Below are 19,406 nucleotides of genomic sequence, written 5' to 3'. Positions count from 1 at the left end.
ACTACGGAGAGAAGGCAATGAAAGCTCTGCTCGATCTATTCAAGCAAGTCCAACAGGAAGAAGTTTTCGACGCGATCAAGATCGGTCTGGCCTCGCCGGACAAGATCCGTTCGTGGTCGTTCGGCGAAGTGAAGAAGCCGGAGACCATCAACTACCGTACGTTCAAGCCGGAACGCGATGGTCTGTTCTGCGCGAAGATCTTCGGGCCGATCAAGGACTACGAGTGCCTGTGCGGCAAGTACAAGCGCCTGAAGCACCGCGGCGTGATCTGCGAGAAGTGCGGCGTCGAAGTGACGCTGGCGAAGGTGCGTCGCGAACGGATGGGCCACATCGAGCTGGCCTCGCCGGTCGCGCACATCTGGTTCCTGAAGTCGCTGCCGTCGCGTCTGGGCATGGTGCTCGACATGACGCTGCGCGACATCGAACGCGTGCTGTACTTCGAAGCATACGTGGTGATCGAACCGGGCATGACGCCGCTGAAGGCGCGGCAGATCATGACCGAAGAGGATTACTACAACAAGGTCGAGGAATACGGCGACGAATTCCGTGCCGAGATGGGCGCGGAAGGCGTGCGTGAACTGCTGCGCGCGATCAACATCGACGAGCAGGTCGAGACGCTGCGCACCGAGCTGAAGAACACCGGCTCGGAAGCGAAGATCAAGAAGTACGCGAAGCGCCTGAAGGTCCTCGAGGCATTCCAGCGCTCGGGCATCAAGCCCGAGTGGATGATCCTCGAAGTGCTGCCGGTGCTGCCGCCGGAACTGCGTCCGCTCGTGCCGCTGGACGGCGGCCGTTTCGCGACGTCGGACCTGAACGACCTGTATCGCCGCGTGATCAACCGTAACAACCGGTTGAAGCGCCTGCTCGAGCTGAAGGCACCTGAAATCATCGTCCGCAACGAAAAGCGGATGCTGCAGGAAGCCGTCGACTCGCTGCTCGACAACGGTCGTCGCGGCAAGGCGATGACGGGCGCGAACAAGCGTCCGCTGAAGTCGCTCGCCGACATGATCAAGGGCAAGGGCGGTCGTTTCCGTCAGAACCTGCTGGGCAAGCGCGTCGACTACTCGGGCCGTTCGGTCATCGTGGTCGGCCCGACGCTGAAGCTGCACCAGTGCGGTCTGCCGAAGCTGATGGCGCTCGAGCTGTTCAAGCCGTTCATCTTCAACAAGCTGGAAGTGATGGGCGTCGCGACGACCATCAAGGCTGCGAAGAAGGAAGTCGAGAACCAGACGCCGGTGGTGTGGGACATCCTCGAAGAGGTGATCCGCGAGCACCCGGTGATGCTGAACCGTGCGCCGACGCTGCACCGTCTCGGTATCCAGGCATTCGAGCCGGTGCTGATCGAAGGCAAGGCGATTCAGCTGCACCCGCTCGTCTGCGCGGCGTTCAACGCCGACTTCGACGGTGACCAGATGGCCGTTCACGTGCCGCTGTCGCTCGAAGCGCAGATGGAAGCGCGTACGCTGATGCTGGCGTCGAACAACGTGCTGTTCCCGGCCAACGGCGATCCGTCGATCGTGCCGTCGCAGGATATCGTGCTGGGTCTGTACTACGCGACCCGCGAAGCGATCAACGGCAAGGGCGAAGGCCTGTCGTTCACCGGCGTGTCGGAAGTGATCCGCGCGTACGAGAACAAGGAAGTCGAGCTGGCCTCGCGCGTCAACGTGCGGATCACCGAAATGGTCCGCAACGAGGACACGTCGGAAGGCGCGCCGGAATTCGTGCCGAAGATCTCGCTGTACGCGACGACCGTCGGTCGCGCGATCCTGTCGGAGATCCTGCCGCACGGCCTGCCGTTCTCGGTGCTGAACAAGCCGCTGAAGAAGAAGGAAATCTCGCGCCTGATCAACACCGCATTCCGCAAGTGCGGTCTGCGTGCGACGGTCGTGTTCGCCGACCAGCTGATGCAGTCGGGTTTCCGCCTCGCGACACGTGCCGGCATTTCGATCTGCGTGGACGACATGCTCGTGCCGCCGCAGAAGGAAACGATCGTCGGCGACGCCGCGAAGAAGGTGAAGGAGTACGACCGCCAGTACATGTCGGGTCTCGTCACCGCGCAGGAACGCTACAACAACGTGGTCGACATCTGGTCGGCAACGTCGGAAGCGGTCGGCAAGGCGATGATGGAGCAGCTGTCGACGGAGCCGGTGACGGACCGCGACGGCAACGAGACGCGCCAGGAGTCGTTCAACTCGATCTACATGATGGCCGACTCGGGCGCCCGGGGTTCGGCGGTGCAGATTCGTCAGCTGGCCGGTATGCGAGGCCTGATGGCGAAGCCGGACGGCTCGATTATCGAGACGCCGATTACCGCGAACTTCCGCGAAGGCCTGAACGTGTTGCAGTACTTCATCTCGACCCACGGCGCACGTAAGGGTCTGGCTGATACGGCACTGAAGACCGCGAACTCGGGTTACCTGACGCGTCGTCTCGTCGACGTCACGCAGGATCTGGTGGTGGTCGAGGACGATTGCGGCACGTCGAACGGCGTCGCGATGAAGGCGCTGGTCGAAGGCGGTGAAGTCGTCGAAGCGCTGCGCGACCGTATCCTCGGCCGCGTCGCGGTCGCGGACGTCGTGAACCCGGAAACGCAGGAAACGCTGTACGAATCGGGCACGCTGCTCGACGAAACGGCGGTCGAGGAAATCGAACGCCTCGGCATCGACGAAGTGCGCGTGCGCACGCCGCTGACCTGCGAAACGCGCTACGGTCTGTGCGCGGCCTGCTACGGCCGTGACCTCGGCCGCGGCTCGCTCGTGAACGTCGGCGAAGCAGTCGGCGTGATCGCGGCACAGTCGATCGGTGAACCGGGCACGCAGCTGACGATGCGTACGTTCCACATCGGTGGTGCGGCATCGCGTGCGGCAGTGGCGTCGTCGGTCGAAGCGAAGAGCAACGGTATCGTGCGTTTCACGGCGACGATGCGTTACGTCACCAACGCGAAGGGCGAGCAGATCGTCATTTCGCGTTCGGGCGAGGCGCTGATCACCGACGATTTCGGTCGCGAGCGCGAGCGTCACAAAGTGCCGTACGGCGCGACGCTGCTGCAACTCGACGGCGCGACGATCAAGGCCGGCACGCAGCTGGCGACGTGGGACCCGATGACGCGTCCGATCATCACCGAGTACGGTGGTACGGTGAAGTTCGAGAACGTCGAGGAAGGCGTGACCGTCGCGAAGCAGATCGACGACGTGACCGGCCTGTCGACGCTGGTCGTGATCGACGTGAAGCGTCGTGGTTCGCAAGCTTCGAAGAGCGTGCGTCCGCAGGTGAAACTGCTCGACGCAAACGGCGACGAAGTGAAGATCCCGGGCACGGAGCACGCAGTGCAGATCGGCTTCCAGGTCGGCGCACTGATCACCGTGAAGGACGGCCAGCAAGTGCAGGTGGGTGAAGTGCTTGCACGTATCCCGACCGAAGCGCAGAAGACGCGTGACATTACCGGCGGTCTGCCGCGGGTGGCGGAACTGTTCGAAGCGCGTTCGCCGAAGGATGCCGGCATTCTGGCGGAAGTCACCGGTACGACGTCGTTCGGCAAGGACACGAAGGGCAAGCAGCGTCTCGTCATCACGGACCTCGAAGGCAATCAGCACGAGTTCCTGATCGCGAAGGAAAAGCAGGTCCTGGTCCACGATGCTCAGGTCGTCAACAAGGGCGAAATGATCGTGGACGGCCCGGCCGATCCGCACGACATCCTGCGTCTGCAGGGTATCGAGGCGCTGTCGCGCTACATCGTCGACGAAGTGCAGGACGTGTATCGTCTGCAGGGCGTGAAGATCAACGACAAGCACATCGAGGTGATCGTTCGCCAGATGCTGCGTCGTGTGCAGATCACCGACAACGGTGATACGCGCTTCATCCCGGGCGAACAGGTCGAGCGTTCCGACATGCTGGACGAGAACGATCGCATGATCGCCGAGGGCAAGCGCCCGGCTTCGTACGACAACGTGCTCCTCGGTATCACGAAGGCGTCGCTGTCGACCGACTCGTTCATCTCCGCGGCATCGTTCCAGGAAACGACCCGCGTGCTGACCGAAGCGGCGATCATGGGCAAGCGCGACGATCTGCGCGGCCTGAAGGAAAACGTGATCGTCGGCCGTCTGATCCCGGCCGGTACGGGTCTCGCGTTCCACAAGGCACGCAAGGCGAAGGAGATGTCCGACCGCGAGCGTTTCGACCAGATCGCAGCGGAAGAGGCATTCGACTTCGGTACGCCGAGCGCGCCGGCGGAAGAGCCGCAACACCCGGCAGCCGAGTAAGCGCGGGCGGCGCGAGCCGCCTTACGCTGCCGTATTCGCTGTCATCGAAACCGCCCGGTCCGCCGGGCGGTTTTTTTTATCCGTCGTTCACGTGCATGACGGGCTTGCCGCACGGTCGCGCAGGCCCGTCATGCGCGCGCTCGAACCCTGTCCGATCGGCCAACGTTGCACGATTCGCCGCGCGCTGCGCGAGCGGGTTGTTAAAATTGCGGTCATCCTTCCGCCGTCCTCGTTCTCACTCATGTCTCGCGCCCTCGAAATCCTCGACGAAGTTTTTGGTTATTCCGCCTTTCGCGGCCAGCAGGGCGAGATCGTCGAACACGTCGCCGGCGGCGGTGATTGCCTCGTGCTGATGCCGACGGGCGGCGGCAAGTCGCTGTGCTACCAGATCCCGGCGCTGCTGCGCCGCGAGGCCGGGCAGGGCGCGGGCATCGTGGTGTCGCCGCTGATCGCGCTGATGCAGGACCAGGTCGCCGCGCTGAGCGAAGTCGGCGTGCGCGCGGCCTACCTGAACTCGACACTGTCGGGCGCCGAGGCCGCGGCGACCGAGCGCGCGTTGCGCGAGGGCGAGATCGACCTGCTGTACGTCGCGCCCGAGCGGCTGATGACGGCCCGCTTCCTCGACCTGCTCGAGCGCGCGAAGATCGGCCTGTTCGCGATCGACGAGGCGCACTGCGTGTCGCAGTGGGGGCATGACTTCCGTCCCGAATACATCCAGCTGTCGGTGCTGCACGAACGCTTCCCGTCGGTGCCGCGCATCGCGCTGACGGCCACTGCCGACGCGATCACGCGCGACGAGATCATCCATCGCCTCGCGCTCGACGACGCGCGCGTGTTCGTGTCGAGCTTCGATCGCCCGAACATCCGTTACCGGATCGTCGAGAAAGACAACGCGCGTTCGCAGCTGCTCGATTTCATCCGCGCGGAACACACGAACGCGGACGGCACGACCGACGCGGGCGTCGTCTACTGCCTGTCGCGCCGCAAGGTCGAGGAAACGGCCGAATGGCTGAAGGCTCAGGGTGTGCGCGCGCTGCCGTATCACGCGGGGATGGAGTTCGAGGTACGGCAGAAGCACCAGGAAATGTTCCAGCGCGAGGAAGGCATCGTGATGTGCGCCACGATCGCGTTCGGCATGGGCATCGACAAGCCGGATGTGCGCTTTGTCGCGCACCTCGATTTGCCGAAGAGCGTCGAGGGCTACTACCAGGAAACCGGCCGTGCGGGCCGCGACGGGATGCCGGCGAACGCGTGGATGGCGTACGGGCTCGGCGACGTCGTCCAGCAGCGCAAGATGATCGACGAGTCCGATGCGGACGACGCGCACAAGCGCGTGCAGACGTCGAAGCTCGACGCGTTGCTCGGGTTGTGCGAGACGATCTCGTGCCGGCGCGTGCGGCTCCTCAACTATTTCGGCGAGGCGAGCCAGCCGTGCGGCAACTGCGACACGTGCCTCGAACCGCCCGATTCATGGGACGCGACGCGCGAGGCGCAGATGGCGCTGTCATGCGTATTCCGCGCGCAGCGCGCGAGCGGCTTCAATTTCGGCTCGAGCCATCTGATCGAGATCCTGCGCGGCGGCCGCACGGAGAAAGTGTTGCAGCGCGGCCACGACCAGCTCAGCACGTTCGGGATCGGCGCATCGCTGTCCGAACCCGAGTGGCGCGCGATTTTCCGGCAACTCGTCGCGTACGGCTATCTCGCGGTCGACCATGGCGGCTTCGGCGCGCTGATGCTGACCGAGGCCGCGAAGCCGGTGCTGAAGAACGAGGAGAAGGTCACGCTGCGCCGCTACGTGAAGCCGCAGCGCACGCGCCAGTCGTCGAGCCGCAGCGGCACGCGCGTCGACCCGACGGCCGGCATGGGCACGCGCGAGCGCGCACGCTGGGACGCGCTGCGCGCGTGGCGCGCGGAAACCGCGAAGTCCGACGGCGTGCCGGCCTACGTGATCTTCCACGATGCGACGCTGGCGGAAATCGCGCGCAACGCGCCGGAGACGATCGACGACCTGCGCCATATCCCCGGCATGGGAGTGCGCAAGCTCGAACGCTTCGGCGACGAGATCATCGACGTCGTCGAATCGGCCTGACACAGGTGTTCCGACCCTTCCGGTAAACCGGCCGCGCAGCTGGCAAATCACGCAAGCCGTTGACTTAGTTGGCATTTCCGGAATATCATGCTCGGTTCCGGTATTCGGTGGGCCGTGTAGCGTTCGAAAGCTCGCACCCGATTCGCCGGTTCGGAAGTCAACTGTGCGTCGATTCTCGCTTTGCCCGAAATCGATGCGCAGATTTTGTTCAATTTCAGGAATAAACAATGCCAACCATCAACCAACTGGTTCGCAAAGGCCGTCAGTCGGAAACGACGAAGAGCAAGAGCCCGGCCCTGCAGGACTGCCCCCAGCGTCGCGGCGTGTGCACCCGTGTGTACACGACGACGCCGAAGAAGCCGAACTCGGCACTCCGTAAGGTCGCCAAGGTTCGTCTGACGAACGGCTTCGAAGTGATTTCGTACATCGGCGGTGAAGGCCACAACCTGCAGGAACACTCGGTTGTGCTGATCCGCGGCGGCCGTGTGAAGGACTTGCCGGGTGTGCGTTACCACATGGTTCGCGGCTCGCTGGATACCCAGGGCGTCAAGGACCGTAAGCAAGCGCGCTCGAAGTACGGCGCGAAGCGTGCAAAGGCTGCCAAGTAAGCAGTTTTTGATCAGGGATCGCCGCAGGGCGGTCAAGGCGGGAGTGCCGGATTGCCGGTGCTGTCGAGTAAGTGGTCACCCGGCCAAGCTGGTTAGTCGTGAAGATGTGATCGGGTTTGTTGGTGGCCGCGGAGCTGGAACCAGCTCCAACTGAACAAGTAAAGGAAGAATCATGCCGCGTCGTCGCGAAGTCCCCAAGCGGGAAGTGTTGCCGGATCCGAAGTTCGGCAACGTTGATGTTGCCAAGTTCATGAACATGCTGATGCTGTCCGGCAAGAAGTCGGTTGCAGAGCGCATCGTTTATGGCGCATTCGAACAAATCCAGACCAAGGGTGGCAAGGACCCGCTGGAAGTGTTCACGGTTGCGCTCAACAACGTGAAGCCGGTGGTCGAAGTGAAGAGCCGCCGCGTTGGTGGTGCCAACTATCAAGTTCCGGTCGAAGTGCGCCCGTCGCGTCGTATGGCATTGGCGATGCGCTGGCTGCGTGAGGCTGCGAAGAAGCGCAGCGAGAAGTCGATGGCTCTGCGCCTGGCAGGTGAACTCTCCGAAGCGGCCGAAGGCCGTGGCGGCGCGATGAAGAAGCGCGATGAAGTTCACCGCATGGCAGAAGCCAACCGCGCGTTCTCGCATTTCCGTTTCTAAGCGCCTGGCTGGGCTGTTTGCGGAAATAAATTCCGGGCGGGTGCGCTTTTCAGGCGCCTCGCCCGTTTGTGTTGAAGCATGATGCAGCTGGGCTGCATCATGTCATCCCAGTAGAGGATCAAAGTGGCTCGCAAGACTCCTATCGAGCGCTACCGCAATATCGGTATTAGCGCTCACATCGACGCCGGCAAAACGACGACGACCGAGCGCATTCTGTTTTACACCGGTGTGAACCACAAGATCGGTGAAGTCCACGACGGCGCAGCAACGATGGACTGGATGGAGCAGGAACAGGAGCGTGGCATCACGATCACGTCCGCTGCTACCACGGCCTTCTGGAAGGGCATGGGCGGCAACTATCCGGAACACCGCATCAACATCATCGACACCCCGGGCCACGTCGACTTCACGATCGAAGTGGAGCGTTCGATGCGCGTGCTCGACGGCGCGTGCATGGTGTACTGCGCAGTGGGCGGCGTGCAGCCGCAGTCGGAAACGGTGTGGCGCCAGGCTAACAAGTACAAGGTGCCCCGTCTCGCGTTCGTCAACAAGATGGACCGTACCGGCGCGAACTTCTTCAAGGTCTACGACCAGCTCCGTCTGCGCCTGAAGGCGAACCCGGTTCCGGTCGTGGTGCCGATCGGCTCGGAAGAAAACTTCAAGGGCGTGGTCGACCTGATCAAGATGAAGGCGATCATTTGGGACGAAGCGTCGCAAGGCACGAAGTTCGACTACGTCGACATCCCGGCCGAGCTCGCCGAGACCTGCAAGGAATGGCGCGAAAAGATGGTCGAAGTGGCTGCTGAAGCCAGCGAAGACCTGATGAACAAGTACCTGGAAGAAGGCGATCTGCCGGAAGCCGACATCGTCAAGGCGCTGCGCGACCGTACGATCGCGTGCGAAATCCAGCCGATGCTGTGCGGTACCGCGTTCAAGAACAAGGGCGTGCAGCGTATGCTCGACGCCGTGATCGACTTCCTGCCGTCGCCGGTCGACATCCCGCCGGTCAAGGGCGAGCTCGAAAACGGTGAAGAAGCAGAGCGCAAGGCGTCGGACGAAGAGAAGTTCTCGTCGCTCGCGTTCAAGATCATGACCGACCCGTTCGTCGGCCAGCTGATCTTCTTCCGTGTGTACTCGGGCGTCGTCAATTCGGGCGACACGCTGCTGAACTCGACCAAGGGCAAGAAGGAACGCCTCGGCCGGATTCTGCAGATGCACGCGAACCAGCGTGAAGAAATCAAGGAAGTCCGTGCAGGCGACATCGCTGCTGCAGTCGGCCTGAAGGAAGCGACCACGGGCGACACGCTGTGCGACCCGGCGAACCCGATCGTTCTCGAACGCATGGTGTTCCCGGAGCCGGTGATTTCGCAGGCTGTCGAGCCGAAGACCAAGGCTGACCAGGAAAAGATGGGCCTCGCGCTGAACCGTCTGGCGCAGGAAGATCCGTCGTTCCGCGTGCAGACCGACGAAGAGTCGGGCCAGACCATCATTTCGGGCATGGGCGAGCTCCACCTCGAAATTCTGGTCGACCGGATGAAGCGTGAATTCGGCGTGGAAGCGACCGTCGGCAAGCCGCAGGTTGCATACCGCGAAACGATCCGTTCGACGGCGAAGGATGTCGACGGCAAGTTCGTCAAGCAGTCGGGTGGTCGCGGCCAGTACGGTCACGCGGTCATCACGCTCGAGCCGAACGAACAAGGCAAGGGCTACGAGTTCTTCGACGAGATCAAGGGTGGTGTGATTCCGCGTGAATACATCCCGGCGGTCGACAAGGGTATCCAGGACACGCTGAAGTCGGGCGTGCTGGCTGGCTTCCCGGTCGTCGACGTGAAGGTTCACCTGACGTTCGGTTCGTACCACGACGTTGACTCGAACGAAAACGCGTTCCGCATGGCCGGTTCGATGGCGTTCAAGGAAGCGATGCGCAAGGCGAACCCGGTCGTCCTCGAGCCGATGATGGCTGTCGAAGTCGAGACGCCGGAAGACTACATGGGCAACGTGATGGGCGACCTGTCGGGCCGTCGCGGCATCGTCCAGGGCATGGAAGACATGGTTGGCGGCGGCAAGATCGTTCGCGCCGAAGTGCCGCTGTCGGAAATGTTCGGTTACTCGACGTCGCTGCGTTCGCTGACGCAAGGTCGTGCAACGTACACGATGGAGTTCAAGCACTACGCTGAAGCTCCGCGCAACGTTGCTGAAGCGATCATCAGCGCGAAGTCGAAGTAAATCTGCAGCTACCAACCGATATTTTTTGAAAGAAGAGAATCATGGCAAAAGAAAAGTTTGAGCGGACCAAGCCGCACGTCAACGTTGGTACGATTGGTCACGTTGACCACGGCAAGACGACGCTGACGGCAGCGATCACGACGGTGCTGACGAAGAAGTTCGGCGGCGAAGCGAAGGCTTACGACCAGATCGACGCGGCACCGGAAGAAAAGGCGCGCGGCATCACGATCAACACGGCACACGTCGAGTACGAAACGGCTAACCGCCACTACGCACACGTCGACTGCCCGGGCCACGCTGACTATGTGAAGAACATGATCACGGGCGCGGCACAGATGGACGGCGCGATCCTGGTTTGCTCGGCAGCAGACGGCCCGATGCCGCAGACGCGTGAGCACATCCTGCTGGCACGTCAGGTTGGCGTTCCGTACATCATCGTGTTCCTGAACAAGTGCGACATGGTGGACGACGCTGAACTGCTCGAGCTGGTCGAGATGGAAGTTCGCGAACTCCTGTCGAAGTACGACTTCCCGGGCGACGACACGCCGATCGTGAAGGGTTCGGCCAAGCTGGCGCTGGAAGGCGACACGGGCGAGCTGGGCGAAGTGGCGATCATGAGCCTGGCAGACGCACTGGACACGTACATCCCGACGCCGGAGCGTGCGGTTGACGGCGCGTTCCTGATGCCGGTGGAAGACGTGTTCTCGATCTCGGGCCGTGGTACGGTGGTGACGGGTCGTGTCGAGCGCGGCATCGTGAAGGTCGGCGAAGAAATCGAAATCGTCGGTATCAAGCCGACGGTGAAGACGACCTGCACGGGCGTTGAAATGTTCCGCAAGCTGCTGGACCAAGGTCAGGCAGGCGACAACGTCGGTATCCTGCTGCGCGGCACGAAGCGTGAAGACGTGGAGCGTGGCCAGGTTCTGGCGAAGCCGGGTTCGATCACGCCGCACACGCACTTCACGGCTGAAGTGTACGTGCTGAGCAAGGACGAAGGCGGCCGTCACACGCCGTTCTTCAACAACTACCGTCCGCAGTTCTACTTCCGTACGACGGACGTGACGGGCTCGATCGAGCTGCCGAAGGACAAGGAAATGGTGATGCCGGGCGACAACGTGTCGATCACGGTGAAGCTGATCGCTCCGATCGCGATGGAAGAAGGTCTGCGCTTCGCAATCCGCGAAGGCGGCCGTACCGTCGGCGCCGGCGTCGTCGCCAAGATCATCGAGTAATATCGACGATCCGCGGATCCCTCCTGGGTCCGCGATTCCACGGTAGGCAGTCGTACCGTCGAAACCGGGTGTCCAGTTCGATCTGGCACCCGGTTTTTCTTTGTGGAGTGTGCGTTGCCGTATTGACAAACGCACACCACCGCTTCGATTTTTCGTGTAGAATCGCGGGCTTAGCAGTGGAAGTACCGTTCGGGACCGGGCGCCTCGCTCCCCGCAGGCAACAGGTTTCGCGTTCTTTTAGTGTCCGGCGATGCAACATCGCCTCGCTCTTTTCAAGGAATCGTCATGCAGCAACAGAAAATCCGCATTCGCCTGAAGGCTTTCGACTATCGTCTGATCGATCAATCGGCTGCCGAGATCGTCGATACCGCGAAGCGGACTGGCGCAATCGTCCGTGGCCCGGTGCCGCTGCCGACGCGCATCCAGCGTTTTGACATCCTGCGTTCGCCGCACGTCAACAAGACGTCGCGCGATCAGCTCGAAATCCGTACCCACCAGCGCCTGATGGACATCGTCGATCCGACCGACAAGACGGTTGACGCGCTGATGAAGCTCGACCTGCCGGCTGGCGTCGACGTGGAAATCAAGCTGCAGTAAGGCTTTCGGCGCCTCCCGGCGTGCCGGGCGGTGCTAAGTCTTTGTATTGCTTGCGGAAATCGAGAAGTCGGGCTATACTGCTTGGCTTTTCGCGTATTCGCGTAAAAAAGTTGGGCCTTGCGTGCCCGGCATTTTGTAAATCAGCCCCGACCAATCGCAGTCGGGAATGGAGAAAATGATGAGCCTTGGACTCGTAGGTCGCAAGGTTGGCATGACCCGTATCTTCACGGCTGAAGGGGATTCGATTCCCGTCACCGTGCTGGACGTGTCGGACAACCGCGTGACGCAGATCAAGACTGTTGAAACCGACGGCTACACGGCCGTGCAGGTTGCATTCGGCTCCCGCCGCGCATCGCGCGTGACGAAGCCGCTGGCAGGTCATCTCGCCAAAGCCGGTGTCGAAGCCGGTGAAATCCTCAAGGAATTCCGCATTGACGCGGCCAAGGCAGCCGAGCTGTCGAATGGCGCCGTGGTCGGTGCTGATCTTTTCGAAGTAGGCCAGAAGGTCGACGTGCAAGGCGTGTCGATCGGTAAGGGCTACGCCGGTACGATCAAGCGTTACAACTTCTCCTCCGGCCGTGCTACCCACGGTAACTCGCGCTCGCACAACGTGCCGGGCTCGATCGGTATGGCGCAGGATCCGGGTCGCGTTTTCCCGGGTAAGCGCATGACGGGTCACCTCGGTGACGTTACGGTGACGGTGCAGAACCTCGAAATCGCTCGTATCGACGCAGAGCGCAAGCTGCTGCTCGTCAAGGGCGCGATTCCGGGCGCGAAGGGCGGCAAGGTTTTCGTGACGCCGGCCGTCAAGACCAAGGGGGCGAAATAATGGAACTCAAGCTCCTGAACGAAAATGGTCAGGAAGGTGCAGTGGTCAACGCGTCGGACGTCGTGTTCGGTCGTGACTACAACGAAGCGCTGATCCACCAGGTCGTCGTCGCGTACCAGGCGAATGCTCGCCAGGGTAACCGCGCACAGAAGGACCGCGAGCAAGTCAAGCACACCACCAAGAAGCCGTGGCGTCAGAAGGGTACGGGCCGCGCTCGTGCCGGTATGTCGTCGAGCCCGTTGTGGCGTGGCGGTGGTCGCATCTTCCCGAACTCGCCGGAAGAAAACTTCTCGCACAAGGTCAACAAGAAGATGCATCGCGCAGGTCTCTGCTCGATCTTCTCGCAGCTGGCCCGCGAAGGCCGTCTGTCGGTCGTCGAGGACATCATCCTCGAAGCGCCGAAGACCAAGCTGCTGGCTGACAAATTCAAGACCATGGGTCTCGACTCCGTTCTGATCATCACGGACACGGTCGACGAGAACCTGTACCTGGCTTCGCGCAACCTGCCGCACGTGGCGATTGTCGAGCCGCGCTACGCTGACCCGCTGTCGCTGATCTACTTCAAGAAAGTGCTGGTCACGAAGGCTGCGGTCGCCCAGATCGAGGAGTTGCTGTCATGAGCGAGATTCGCAAGAACGATCATCGTTTGATGCAGGTCCTGCTCGCACCGGTGATCTCGGAAAAGGCGACGCTGGTTGCCGACAAGAACGAGCAAGTCGTGTTCGAAGTCGCACCGGATGCCACGAAGCAGGAAGTGAAGGCGGCTGTCGAGCTGCTGTTCAAGGTTGAAGTTGATTCGGTCAACGTGCTGGTTCAGAAGGGCAAGCAAAAGCGCTTCGGCCGTTCGATGGGCCGCCGCAAGGACGTGAAGAAGGCGTACGTTTGCCTGAAGCCCGGCCAGGAAATCAACTTTGAAGCGGAGGCCAAGTAATCATGGCAATCGTGAAAGTTAAACCGACATCGCCGGGTCGCCGCGCGATGGTCAAGGTGGTCAACAAGAACCTGCACCAGGGCAAGCCGTTCGCGGCACTGCTCGACTCGCAGAGCTCGACCGCCGGCCGTAACAACAACGGCCGTATCACCACGCGTCACAAGGGTGGTGGTCACAAGCAGCACTATCGTATCGTCGATTTCCGTCGCACGAAGGATGGCATCCCGGCAAAGGTCGAGCGTCTCGAGTACGACCCGAACCGTAGCGCGAACATCGCGCTGGTGCTCTACGCAGACGGCGAGCGTCGCTACATCATCGCCCCGAAGGGCCTGACCGTCGGCCAACAGCTGATGTCGGGTTCGGAAGCGCCGATCCGTGCAGGCAACACGCTGCCGATCCGCAACATTCCGGTCGGTACGACGATCCACTGCATCGAGATGCTGCCGGGCAAGGGCGCGCAAATGGCGCGTTCGGCTGGCACGTCGGCCATGCTGCTGGCACGTGAAGGCGTCTACGCGCAGGTTCGTCTGCGTTCGGGCGAAATCCGCCGCGTGCACATCGAGTGCCGTGCAACGATCGGTGAAGTCGGCAACGAAGAGCATAGCCTGCGCCAAATCGGCAAGGCTGGCGCGAACCGCTGGCGCGGTATCCGCCCGACGGTGCGTGGCGTTGCGATGAACCCGGTTGATCACCCGCACGGTGGTGGTGAGGGCAAGACGGCTGCAGGTCGCGACCCGGTGAGCCCGTGGGGTACGCCGGCTAAGGGTTACCGCACCCGCAGCAACAAGCGCACGACGACGATGATCGTCCAGCGCCGTCACAAGCGTTAAGGAGTAGGCAATGGCACGTTCTGTAAAAAAAGGTCCGTTCTGCGACGCCCATTTGCTGAAGAAAGTTGAGGCGGCTGCAGCTTCGCGCGACAAAAAGCCGATCAAGACCTGGTCGCGTCGCTCGACGATTCTGCCGGATTTCATCGGCCTGACGATCGCTGTTCACAACGGCCGTCAACACGTTCCGGTGTACATCTCGGAAAACATGGTCGGCCACAAGCTTGGCGAGTTCGCACTGACCCGTACGTTCAAGGGTCACGCGGCCGACAAGAAGGCCAAGAAATAAGGGGCAATCAAGATGGAAGTGAAAGCAATTCATCGCGGTGCCCGCATCTCGGCGCAAAAAACGCGCCTTGTGGCTGACCAGATCCGCGGTTTGCCGGTCGACAAGGCGCTGAACGTTCTGACGTTCTCGCCGAAGAAGGCGGCTGGCATCGTGAAGAAGGTTGTGCTGTCGGCAATCGCGAATGCGGAGCACAACGAAGGCGCTGATATCGACGAGCTCAAGATCAAGAGCATCTACGTCGACAAGGCGGCATCGCTCAAGCGTTTCACCGCGCGCGCCAAGGGCCGCGGTAACCGCATCGAGAAGCAATCCTGTCACATCACTGTGACGGTCGGGAATTAAGGAGCCATACGATGGGACAGAAAATTCATCCGACTGGCTTCCGCCTGGCTGTCAGCCGCAATTGGGCTTCGCGTTGGTACGCGAACAACAACAATTTCGCGGCGATGCTGCAGGAAGACATCGGTGTTCGTGAATACCTGAAGAAGAAGCTGAAGAACGCTTCGGTCGGTCGGGTGGTCATCGAGCGTCCGGCGAAGAACGCGCGCATCACGATTTACAGCTCGCGTCCGGGCGTCGTCATCGGCAAGAAGGGCGAGGATATCGAACAGCTGAAGACGGAACTGCAACGCCGCATGGGCGTGCCGGTTCACGTCAACATCGAAGAAATCCGCAAGCCGGAAACCGATGCGCAACTGATCGCTGACTCGATCACGCAACAGCTCGAGCGCCGGATCATGTTCCGTCGCGCGATGAAGCGTGCGATGCAGAACGCGATGCGTCTGGGTGCCCAAGGCATCAAGATCATGAGCGCAGGCCGTCTGAACGGTATCGAAATCGCTCGTACGGAGTGGTATCGCGAAGGTCGCGTGCCCCTTCACACGCTGCGTGCCGACATCGACTACGCGACCTCGGAAGCGAAGACGACCTACGGGATCATCGGCGTCAAGGTGTGGGTGTACAAGGGCGACACGCTCGGCCGCAATGACGCGCCGGTGGTCGAAGAAGTAGCCGAAGACAAGCGTCCGCGTCGCAATGCGCGTCCGGGCGACCGTCGTCCGCGCCGTGACGGCGAAGGCGGCGCTCCGGGTGCTCGTCGTGGCGCACCGCGCCGTGGCGCCGGCAAGCCCGAAGACGGCAAGACTGGAGAATAACGATGCTGCAACCGAAACGCAGAAAGTATCGTAAAGAGCAGAAGGGTCGTAACACCGGCAAGGCGACGCGCGGCAACGCAGTGTCGTTCGGTGAATTCGGTCTGAAGGCGATCGGTCGCGGTCGTTTGACCGCACGTCAGATTGAAGCGGCGCGTCGTGCAATGACGCGTCACATCAAGCGTGGCGGCCGCATCTGGATCCGGATCTTCCCGGACAAGCCGATTTCGCAAAAGCCGGCAGAAGTGCGTATGGGTAACGGTAAGGGTAACCCGGAGTACTACGTCGCCGAGATCCAGCCGGGCAAGATGCTCTATGAAATGGACGGCGTAACCGAAGAACTGGCACGCGAAGCGTTCCGTCTGGCTGCAGCCAAGCTGCCGCTGAAGACGGCATTCATCGTGCGCCAGCTCGGCGCCTAAGGAGAAAACATGAAGGCTTCCGAACTTCTCCAGAAAGACCAGGCCGCGCTCAACAAGGAGCTGGCGGACCTGCTGAAGGCGCAATTCGGCCTGCGCATGCAACTCGCGACCCAGCAGCTCACGAACACGAGCCAGCTGAAGAAGGTTCGTCGCGACATCGCACGTGTGCGGACCGTCATGACTCAGAAGGCGAACCAGAAATGAACGATAGCGTGAAAACCTCGCTGAAGCGGACGCTGGTCGGTCGGGTCGTCAGCAACAAGATGGACAAGACCGTCACCGTGCTGATCGAGCACCGCGTCAAGCACCCGATCTACGGCAAGTATGTCGTGCGCTCGAAGAAGTACCACGCGCATGATGAAGCGAACACCTGCAACGAAGGCGATCTCGTCGAAATCCAGGAAACTCGTCCTGTTTCGAAGACGAAGGCCTGGACGGTGTCGCGCCTCGTCGAAGCAGCTCGCGTCATCTAAGCGGGCAGAGCAGTAGGCAGTAACAAGCACTTCGCCACGAAGTGCTTGAAATCGCAAAGTTTTTGCTTGCGTGACCAGGGTTATTTGTTATAATCCTGGTCTTCCCTCTTTATGGGAGCCCCGTCGCGGGCGAAGTTGGTGGGGGAAGCGGACTGGCGCCAGCCTGTCCGAAAGATTCACCGAATTGCGATGGCGGGTTTCGTTTGCCGTCGCTGCTGTTCCAACCCAAGCAGCCGATTGGCTGACGGGACCAAGACTGACCGAATGCATCATGGTGGTGCAATCGGATTAAGTTGGGAAAGACAAACCATGATCCAGACCGAATCTCGGCTCGAAGTAGCCGACAACACGGGTGCACGTGAAGTCATGTGCATCAAGGTGCTCGGCGGCTCGAAGCGTCGTTATGCCGGCATTGGCGACATCATCAAGGTGACCGTCAAAGAAGCAACGCCGCGCGGGCGCGTGAAGAAAGGCGAAATCTACAACGCCGTGGTGGTCCGCACCGCCAAGGGTGTTCGCCGTCAAGACGGCTCGCTGATCAAGTTCGACGGCAACGCCGCTGTGCTTTTGAATAACAAGCTTGAGCCGATCGGCACCCGTATCTTCGGGCCGGTGACGCGTGAGCTGCGTAGCGAACGATTCATGAAGATCGTTTCGCTGGCGCCGGAAGTGCTGTAAGGAGTCGCGATGAACAAGATTCGCAAAGGTGACGAAGTCATCGTCGTCACTGGCAAAGACAAGGGCAAGCGCGGCGTCGTGCTGGCTGTCGGTGCAGAACATGTGACGGTTGAAGGTATCAACCTCGTCAAGAAGCATGTGAAGCCGAACCCGATGAAGGGTACGACGGGCGGCGTGGAAGCGAAGACGATGCCCCTGCATATTTCGAACGTCGCACTGGTCGACGCGAATGGCAAGGCGTCGCGTGTTGGCATCAAGGTCGAGGAAGGCAAGAAGGTTCGCTTCCTGAAGACGACCGGTGCCGTACTGAGCGCCTGACGCAGCGGAGTAAAAAATGGCTCGTTTTCAAGAGTTTTACAAAGAAAAGGTTGTGCCCGGCCTGATCGAGAAGTTCGGTTACAAGTCGGTCATGGAAGTGCCGCGCATCACCAAGATCACGCTGAACATGGGTCTTGGCGAAGCGATCGCTGACAAGAAGATCATCGAGAACGCCGTCGGCGACCTCACGAAGATCGCTGGTCAGAAGCCGGTCGTCACGAAGGCACGCAAGGCAATCGCAGGCTTCAAGATCCGCCAGGGTTACCCGATCGGCGCGATGGTGACGCTGCGTGGCCAAGCGATGTACGAATTCCTCGACCGTTTCGTGACCGTTGCCCTGCCCCGCGTGCGTGACTTCCGCGGTGTGTCGGGTCGTGCCTTCGATGGCCGCGGCAACTACAACATCGGTGTGAAAGAGCAGATCATTTTCCCCGAAATCGACTACGACAAGATCGACGCACTGCGTGGGCTGAACATCAGCATCACGACGACTGCGAAGACCGACGACGAAGCAAAGGCTCTGCTCGCCAGCTTCAAGTTCCCGTTCAGAAACTGAGGTTACCGTGGCTAAACTGGCACTGATCGAACGTGAAAAGAAGCGCGCCCGCCTGGTCGCGAAGTTCGCAGCAAAGCGCGAAGCGCTGAAGGCGATCGTCGAAGACCAAAGCAAGTCGGAAGAAGAGCGCTACGAAGCACGCCTTGAGCTGCAGCAACTGCCCCGCAACGCAAACCCGACCCGCCAGCGTAACCGCTGCGCGATCACGGGCCGTCCGCGTGGCACGTTCCGTAAATTCGGCCTCGCGCGTAACAAGATTCGTGAAATCGCATTCCGTGGCGAGATTCCTGGCCTGACCAAGGCGAGCTGGTAATAGGAGAAACGTAAATGAGCATGAGTGATCCTATCGCCGATATGCTGACTCGCATCCGCAACGCGCAGATGGTCGAGAAGGTATCGGTTGCGATGCCCTCGTCGAAGGTCAAGGTTGCAATCGCGCAAGTCCTGAAGGACGAAGGTTATATCGACGATTTCGCCGTCAAGGCGGAAGGTGCGAAGTCCGAACTGAATATCGCGCTGAAGTACTACGCAGGTCGCCCGGTCATCGAACGCCTCGAGCGCGTGTCGAAGCCTGGTCTGCGCGTGTACCGCGGCCGTAACGACATTCCGCAGGTCATGAACGGCCTGGGTGTGGCAATCGTGTCGACGCCGAAGGGCGTGATGACCGACCGCAAGGCGCGCGCTACCGGCGTCGGTGGCGAAGTCATCTGCTACGTTGCTTAAAGCCGAGGAGAGAGAAACATGTCTCGAGTAGGTAAGAGCCCGATCGCGCTGCAAGGCGCGGAAGTCAAGCTGGCCGACGGTGCGATCACCGTCAAGGGCCCGCTGGGCACCATCACGCAAGCGATCAATCCGCTCGTGAACGTGGCGAACAACGACGGCACGCTGAATCTGTCGCCGGTCGACGAAAGCCGCGAAGCAAACGCACTGTCGGGCACGATGCGCGCGATCATCGCGAATGCCGTGCACGGCGTGACCAAGGGTTTCGAGCGCAAGCTGACGCTGGTTGGCGTCGGTTATCGTGCGCAAGCGCAAGGCGACAAGCTGAACCTGTCGCTGGGTTTCTCGCACCCGGTGGTGCACCAGATGCCGGAAGGCGTCAAGGCTGAAACCCCGACGCAAACCGAAATCGTGATCAAGGGGATCAACAAGCAACAAGTCGGTCAAGTGGCTGCGGAAGTCCGCGGTTACCGTCCGCCGGAGCCGTACAAGGGCAAGGGCGTGCGCTATTCCGACGAGGTTGTGATCCTCAAAGAAACGAAGAAGAAGTAAGGGTGC

The 19,406-nt window shown here is 61.2% G+C and carries 23 protein-coding genes; all 23 read left to right on the top strand.

Annotation, left to right across the window (positions count from 1 at the left end):
- Nucleotides 1–17 precede the first annotated feature (17 nt).
- The 23 genes from rpoC (at nucleotide 18) to rplF (ending at nucleotide 19,400) form a co-directional block, all read left to right on the top strand.
- Nucleotides 18–4,259: a DNA-directed RNA polymerase subunit beta' gene (gene rpoC, locus NQV17_RS34360; protein ID WP_044849036.1), complete on the top strand. Its 4,242-nt coding sequence runs from the start codon at nucleotides 18–20 to the stop codon at nucleotides 4,257–4,259.
- Nucleotides 4,260–4,500: 241 nt separating this feature from the next.
- Entirely contained in the window at nucleotides 4,501–6,348 is a 1,848-nt protein-coding gene (recQ, locus tag NQV17_RS34355) for a DNA helicase RecQ (RefSeq protein WP_257775652.1), read from the top strand.
- Between the two features lie 227 nt (nucleotides 6,349–6,575).
- On the top strand, nucleotides 6,576–6,956 hold the full coding sequence (gene rpsL, locus NQV17_RS34350) for a 30S ribosomal protein S12 (RefSeq protein ID WP_006400662.1): 381 nt from the start codon (nucleotides 6,576–6,578) through the stop codon (nucleotides 6,954–6,956).
- 172 nt (nucleotides 6,957–7,128) lie between these two features.
- Nucleotides 7,129–7,599 (top strand): 30S ribosomal protein S7, encoded by a 471-nt coding sequence (gene rpsG, locus NQV17_RS34345; protein ID WP_006477195.1) that lies wholly within the window; start codon nucleotides 7,129–7,131, stop codon nucleotides 7,597–7,599.
- Nucleotides 7,600–7,722: 123 nt separating this feature from the next.
- Nucleotides 7,723–9,825, top strand: coding sequence for an elongation factor G (gene fusA, locus NQV17_RS34340; protein WP_044849034.1), 2,103 nt, complete (start codon nucleotides 7,723–7,725; stop codon nucleotides 9,823–9,825).
- A gap of 41 nt (nucleotides 9,826–9,866) precedes the next feature.
- Nucleotides 9,867–11,057: an elongation factor Tu gene (gene tuf, locus NQV17_RS34335; protein WP_006482910.1), complete on the top strand. Its 1,191-nt coding sequence runs from the start codon at nucleotides 9,867–9,869 to the stop codon at nucleotides 11,055–11,057.
- A 285-nt stretch (nucleotides 11,058–11,342) separates the two neighbouring features.
- The gene (gene rpsJ / locus NQV17_RS34330) at nucleotides 11,343–11,654 is read left to right on the top strand and encodes a 30S ribosomal protein S10 (RefSeq protein WP_004199280.1); all 312 of its coding nucleotides are present in this window, start codon (nucleotides 11,343–11,345) and stop codon (nucleotides 11,652–11,654) included.
- 178 nt (nucleotides 11,655–11,832) lie between these two features.
- Entirely contained in the window at nucleotides 11,833–12,483 is a 651-nt protein-coding gene (gene rplC / locus NQV17_RS34325; protein WP_006752926.1) for a 50S ribosomal protein L3, read from the top strand.
- Nucleotides 12,483–13,103 (top strand): 50S ribosomal protein L4, encoded by a 621-nt coding sequence (gene rplD / locus NQV17_RS34320; protein WP_006477192.1) that lies wholly within the window; start codon nucleotides 12,483–12,485, stop codon nucleotides 13,101–13,103. The genes rplC and rplD overlap by 1 nt, the downstream gene beginning before the upstream one ends.
- Nucleotides 13,100–13,414, top strand: coding sequence for a 50S ribosomal protein L23 (rplW, locus tag NQV17_RS34315; protein WP_004199275.1), 315 nt, complete (start codon nucleotides 13,100–13,102; stop codon nucleotides 13,412–13,414). The genes rplD and rplW overlap by 4 nt, the downstream gene beginning before the upstream one ends.
- Before the next feature lie 2 nt (nucleotides 13,415–13,416).
- Nucleotides 13,417–14,244 carry a 50S ribosomal protein L2 gene (gene rplB, locus NQV17_RS34310; RefSeq protein WP_006482900.1) on the top strand — a complete coding sequence of 276 codons (828 nt, stop codon included), beginning with the start codon at nucleotides 13,417–13,419 and terminating at the stop codon, nucleotides 14,242–14,244.
- Between the two features lie 10 nt (nucleotides 14,245–14,254).
- On the top strand, nucleotides 14,255–14,530 hold the full coding sequence (gene rpsS, locus NQV17_RS34305) for a 30S ribosomal protein S19 (RefSeq protein WP_004199273.1): 276 nt from the start codon (nucleotides 14,255–14,257) through the stop codon (nucleotides 14,528–14,530).
- Nucleotides 14,531–14,542: 12 nt separating this feature from the next.
- Nucleotides 14,543–14,872: a 50S ribosomal protein L22 gene (gene rplV, locus NQV17_RS34300; protein ID WP_004199272.1), complete on the top strand. Its 330-nt coding sequence runs from the start codon at nucleotides 14,543–14,545 to the stop codon at nucleotides 14,870–14,872.
- Nucleotides 14,873–14,883: 11 nt separating this feature from the next.
- Nucleotides 14,884–15,684 carry a 30S ribosomal protein S3 gene (gene rpsC / locus NQV17_RS34295; protein WP_006482899.1) on the top strand — a complete coding sequence of 267 codons (801 nt, stop codon included), beginning with the start codon at nucleotides 14,884–14,886 and terminating at the stop codon, nucleotides 15,682–15,684.
- 2 nt (nucleotides 15,685–15,686) lie between these two features.
- The gene (gene rplP / locus NQV17_RS34290; RefSeq protein WP_006482873.1) at nucleotides 15,687–16,103 is read left to right on the top strand and encodes a 50S ribosomal protein L16; all 417 of its coding nucleotides are present in this window, start codon (nucleotides 15,687–15,689) and stop codon (nucleotides 16,101–16,103) included.
- A gap of 9 nt (nucleotides 16,104–16,112) precedes the next feature.
- Nucleotides 16,113–16,307, top strand: a complete 195-nt coding sequence (rpmC, locus tag NQV17_RS34285) for a 50S ribosomal protein L29 (protein ID WP_006400652.1) — start codon at nucleotides 16,113–16,115, stop codon at nucleotides 16,305–16,307.
- Nucleotides 16,304–16,576, top strand: coding sequence for a 30S ribosomal protein S17 (gene rpsQ / locus NQV17_RS34280; RefSeq protein ID WP_006752928.1), 273 nt, complete (start codon nucleotides 16,304–16,306; stop codon nucleotides 16,574–16,576). The genes rpmC and rpsQ overlap by 4 nt, the downstream gene beginning before the upstream one ends.
- Nucleotides 16,577–16,885: 309 nt before the next feature.
- Entirely contained in the window at nucleotides 16,886–17,254 is a 369-nt protein-coding gene (gene rplN / locus NQV17_RS34275; protein WP_006752929.1) for a 50S ribosomal protein L14, read from the top strand.
- A 9-nt stretch (nucleotides 17,255–17,263) separates the two neighbouring features.
- The gene (gene rplX / locus NQV17_RS34270) at nucleotides 17,264–17,572 is read left to right on the top strand and encodes a 50S ribosomal protein L24 (protein ID WP_006477187.1); all 309 of its coding nucleotides are present in this window, start codon (nucleotides 17,264–17,266) and stop codon (nucleotides 17,570–17,572) included.
- Nucleotides 17,573–17,588: 16 nt separating this feature from the next.
- Complete coding sequence (rplE, locus tag NQV17_RS34265; RefSeq protein ID WP_006477186.1) at nucleotides 17,589–18,128, top strand: 50S ribosomal protein L5; 540 nt, start codon at nucleotides 17,589–17,591, stop codon at nucleotides 18,126–18,128.
- Nucleotides 18,129–18,135: 7 nt separating this feature from the next.
- Entirely contained in the window at nucleotides 18,136–18,441 is a 306-nt protein-coding gene (gene rpsN / locus NQV17_RS34260; RefSeq protein WP_006482884.1) for a 30S ribosomal protein S14, read from the top strand.
- Between the two features lie 14 nt (nucleotides 18,442–18,455).
- Nucleotides 18,456–18,851 carry a 30S ribosomal protein S8 gene (gene rpsH, locus NQV17_RS34255; protein ID WP_006477185.1) on the top strand — a complete coding sequence of 132 codons (396 nt, stop codon included), beginning with the start codon at nucleotides 18,456–18,458 and terminating at the stop codon, nucleotides 18,849–18,851.
- An 18-nt stretch (nucleotides 18,852–18,869) separates the two neighbouring features.
- Nucleotides 18,870–19,400, top strand: a complete 531-nt coding sequence (gene rplF, locus NQV17_RS34250; RefSeq protein ID WP_006758786.1) for a 50S ribosomal protein L6 — start codon at nucleotides 18,870–18,872, stop codon at nucleotides 19,398–19,400.
- The last annotated feature ends 6 nt before the right edge of the window (nucleotides 19,401–19,406 follow it).

The organism is Burkholderia sp. SCN-KJ (assembly GCF_024656005.1).
Classification (GTDB): Bacteria; Pseudomonadota; Gammaproteobacteria; order Burkholderiales; family Burkholderiaceae; genus Burkholderia.
Note: the sequence above shows the minus strand (reverse complement) of the source record. Positions and strands in the feature narration are given on the sequence as shown.

What these genes read in the sequence shown, in the direction of transcription:
- rplW (WP_004199275.1), top strand. Translation starts at nt 13,100, where the DNA reads ATGAGCGAGATTCGCAAGAACGATCATCGTTTGATGCAGGTCCTGCTC.
- rplN (WP_006752929.1), top strand. Translation starts at nt 16,886, where the DNA reads ATGATCCAGACCGAATCTCGGCTCGAAGTAGCCGACAACACGGGTGCA.
- rpsH (WP_006477185.1), top strand. Translation starts at nt 18,456, where the DNA reads ATGAGCATGAGTGATCCTATCGCCGATATGCTGACTCGCATCCGCAAC.
- rpsJ (WP_004199280.1), top strand. Translation starts at nt 11,343, where the DNA reads ATGCAGCAACAGAAAATCCGCATTCGCCTGAAGGCTTTCGACTATCGT.
- rpsC (WP_006482899.1), top strand. Translation starts at nt 14,884, where the DNA reads ATGGGACAGAAAATTCATCCGACTGGCTTCCGCCTGGCTGTCAGCCGC.
- rpmC (WP_006400652.1), top strand. Translation starts at nt 16,113, where the DNA reads ATGAAGGCTTCCGAACTTCTCCAGAAAGACCAGGCCGCGCTCAACAAG.
- rplC (WP_006752926.1), top strand. Translation starts at nt 11,833, where the DNA reads ATGAGCCTTGGACTCGTAGGTCGCAAGGTTGGCATGACCCGTATCTTC.
- rpsG (WP_006477195.1), top strand. Translation starts at nt 7,129, where the DNA reads ATGCCGCGTCGTCGCGAAGTCCCCAAGCGGGAAGTGTTGCCGGATCCG.
- rplB (WP_006482900.1), top strand. Translation starts at nt 13,417, where the DNA reads ATGGCAATCGTGAAAGTTAAACCGACATCGCCGGGTCGCCGCGCGATG.
- rpoC (WP_044849036.1), top strand. Translation starts at nt 18, where the DNA reads ATGAAAGCTCTGCTCGATCTATTCAAGCAAGTCCAACAGGAAGAAGTT.
- rplP (WP_006482873.1), top strand. Translation starts at nt 15,687, where the DNA reads ATGCTGCAACCGAAACGCAGAAAGTATCGTAAAGAGCAGAAGGGTCGT.
- recQ (WP_257775652.1), top strand. Translation starts at nt 4,501, where the DNA reads ATGTCTCGCGCCCTCGAAATCCTCGACGAAGTTTTTGGTTATTCCGCC.
- rplD (WP_006477192.1), top strand. Translation starts at nt 12,483, where the DNA reads ATGGAACTCAAGCTCCTGAACGAAAATGGTCAGGAAGGTGCAGTGGTC.
- rplV (WP_004199272.1), top strand. Translation starts at nt 14,543, where the DNA reads ATGGAAGTGAAAGCAATTCATCGCGGTGCCCGCATCTCGGCGCAAAAA.
- tuf (WP_006482910.1), top strand. Translation starts at nt 9,867, where the DNA reads ATGGCAAAAGAAAAGTTTGAGCGGACCAAGCCGCACGTCAACGTTGGT.
- rplX (WP_006477187.1), top strand. Translation starts at nt 17,264, where the DNA reads ATGAACAAGATTCGCAAAGGTGACGAAGTCATCGTCGTCACTGGCAAA.
- rplF (WP_006758786.1), top strand. Translation starts at nt 18,870, where the DNA reads ATGTCTCGAGTAGGTAAGAGCCCGATCGCGCTGCAAGGCGCGGAAGTC.
- rplE (WP_006477186.1), top strand. Translation starts at nt 17,589, where the DNA reads ATGGCTCGTTTTCAAGAGTTTTACAAAGAAAAGGTTGTGCCCGGCCTG.
- rpsL (WP_006400662.1), top strand. Translation starts at nt 6,576, where the DNA reads ATGCCAACCATCAACCAACTGGTTCGCAAAGGCCGTCAGTCGGAAACG.
- rpsQ (WP_006752928.1), top strand. Translation starts at nt 16,304, where the DNA reads ATGAACGATAGCGTGAAAACCTCGCTGAAGCGGACGCTGGTCGGTCGG.
- rpsS (WP_004199273.1), top strand. Translation starts at nt 14,255, where the DNA reads ATGGCACGTTCTGTAAAAAAAGGTCCGTTCTGCGACGCCCATTTGCTG.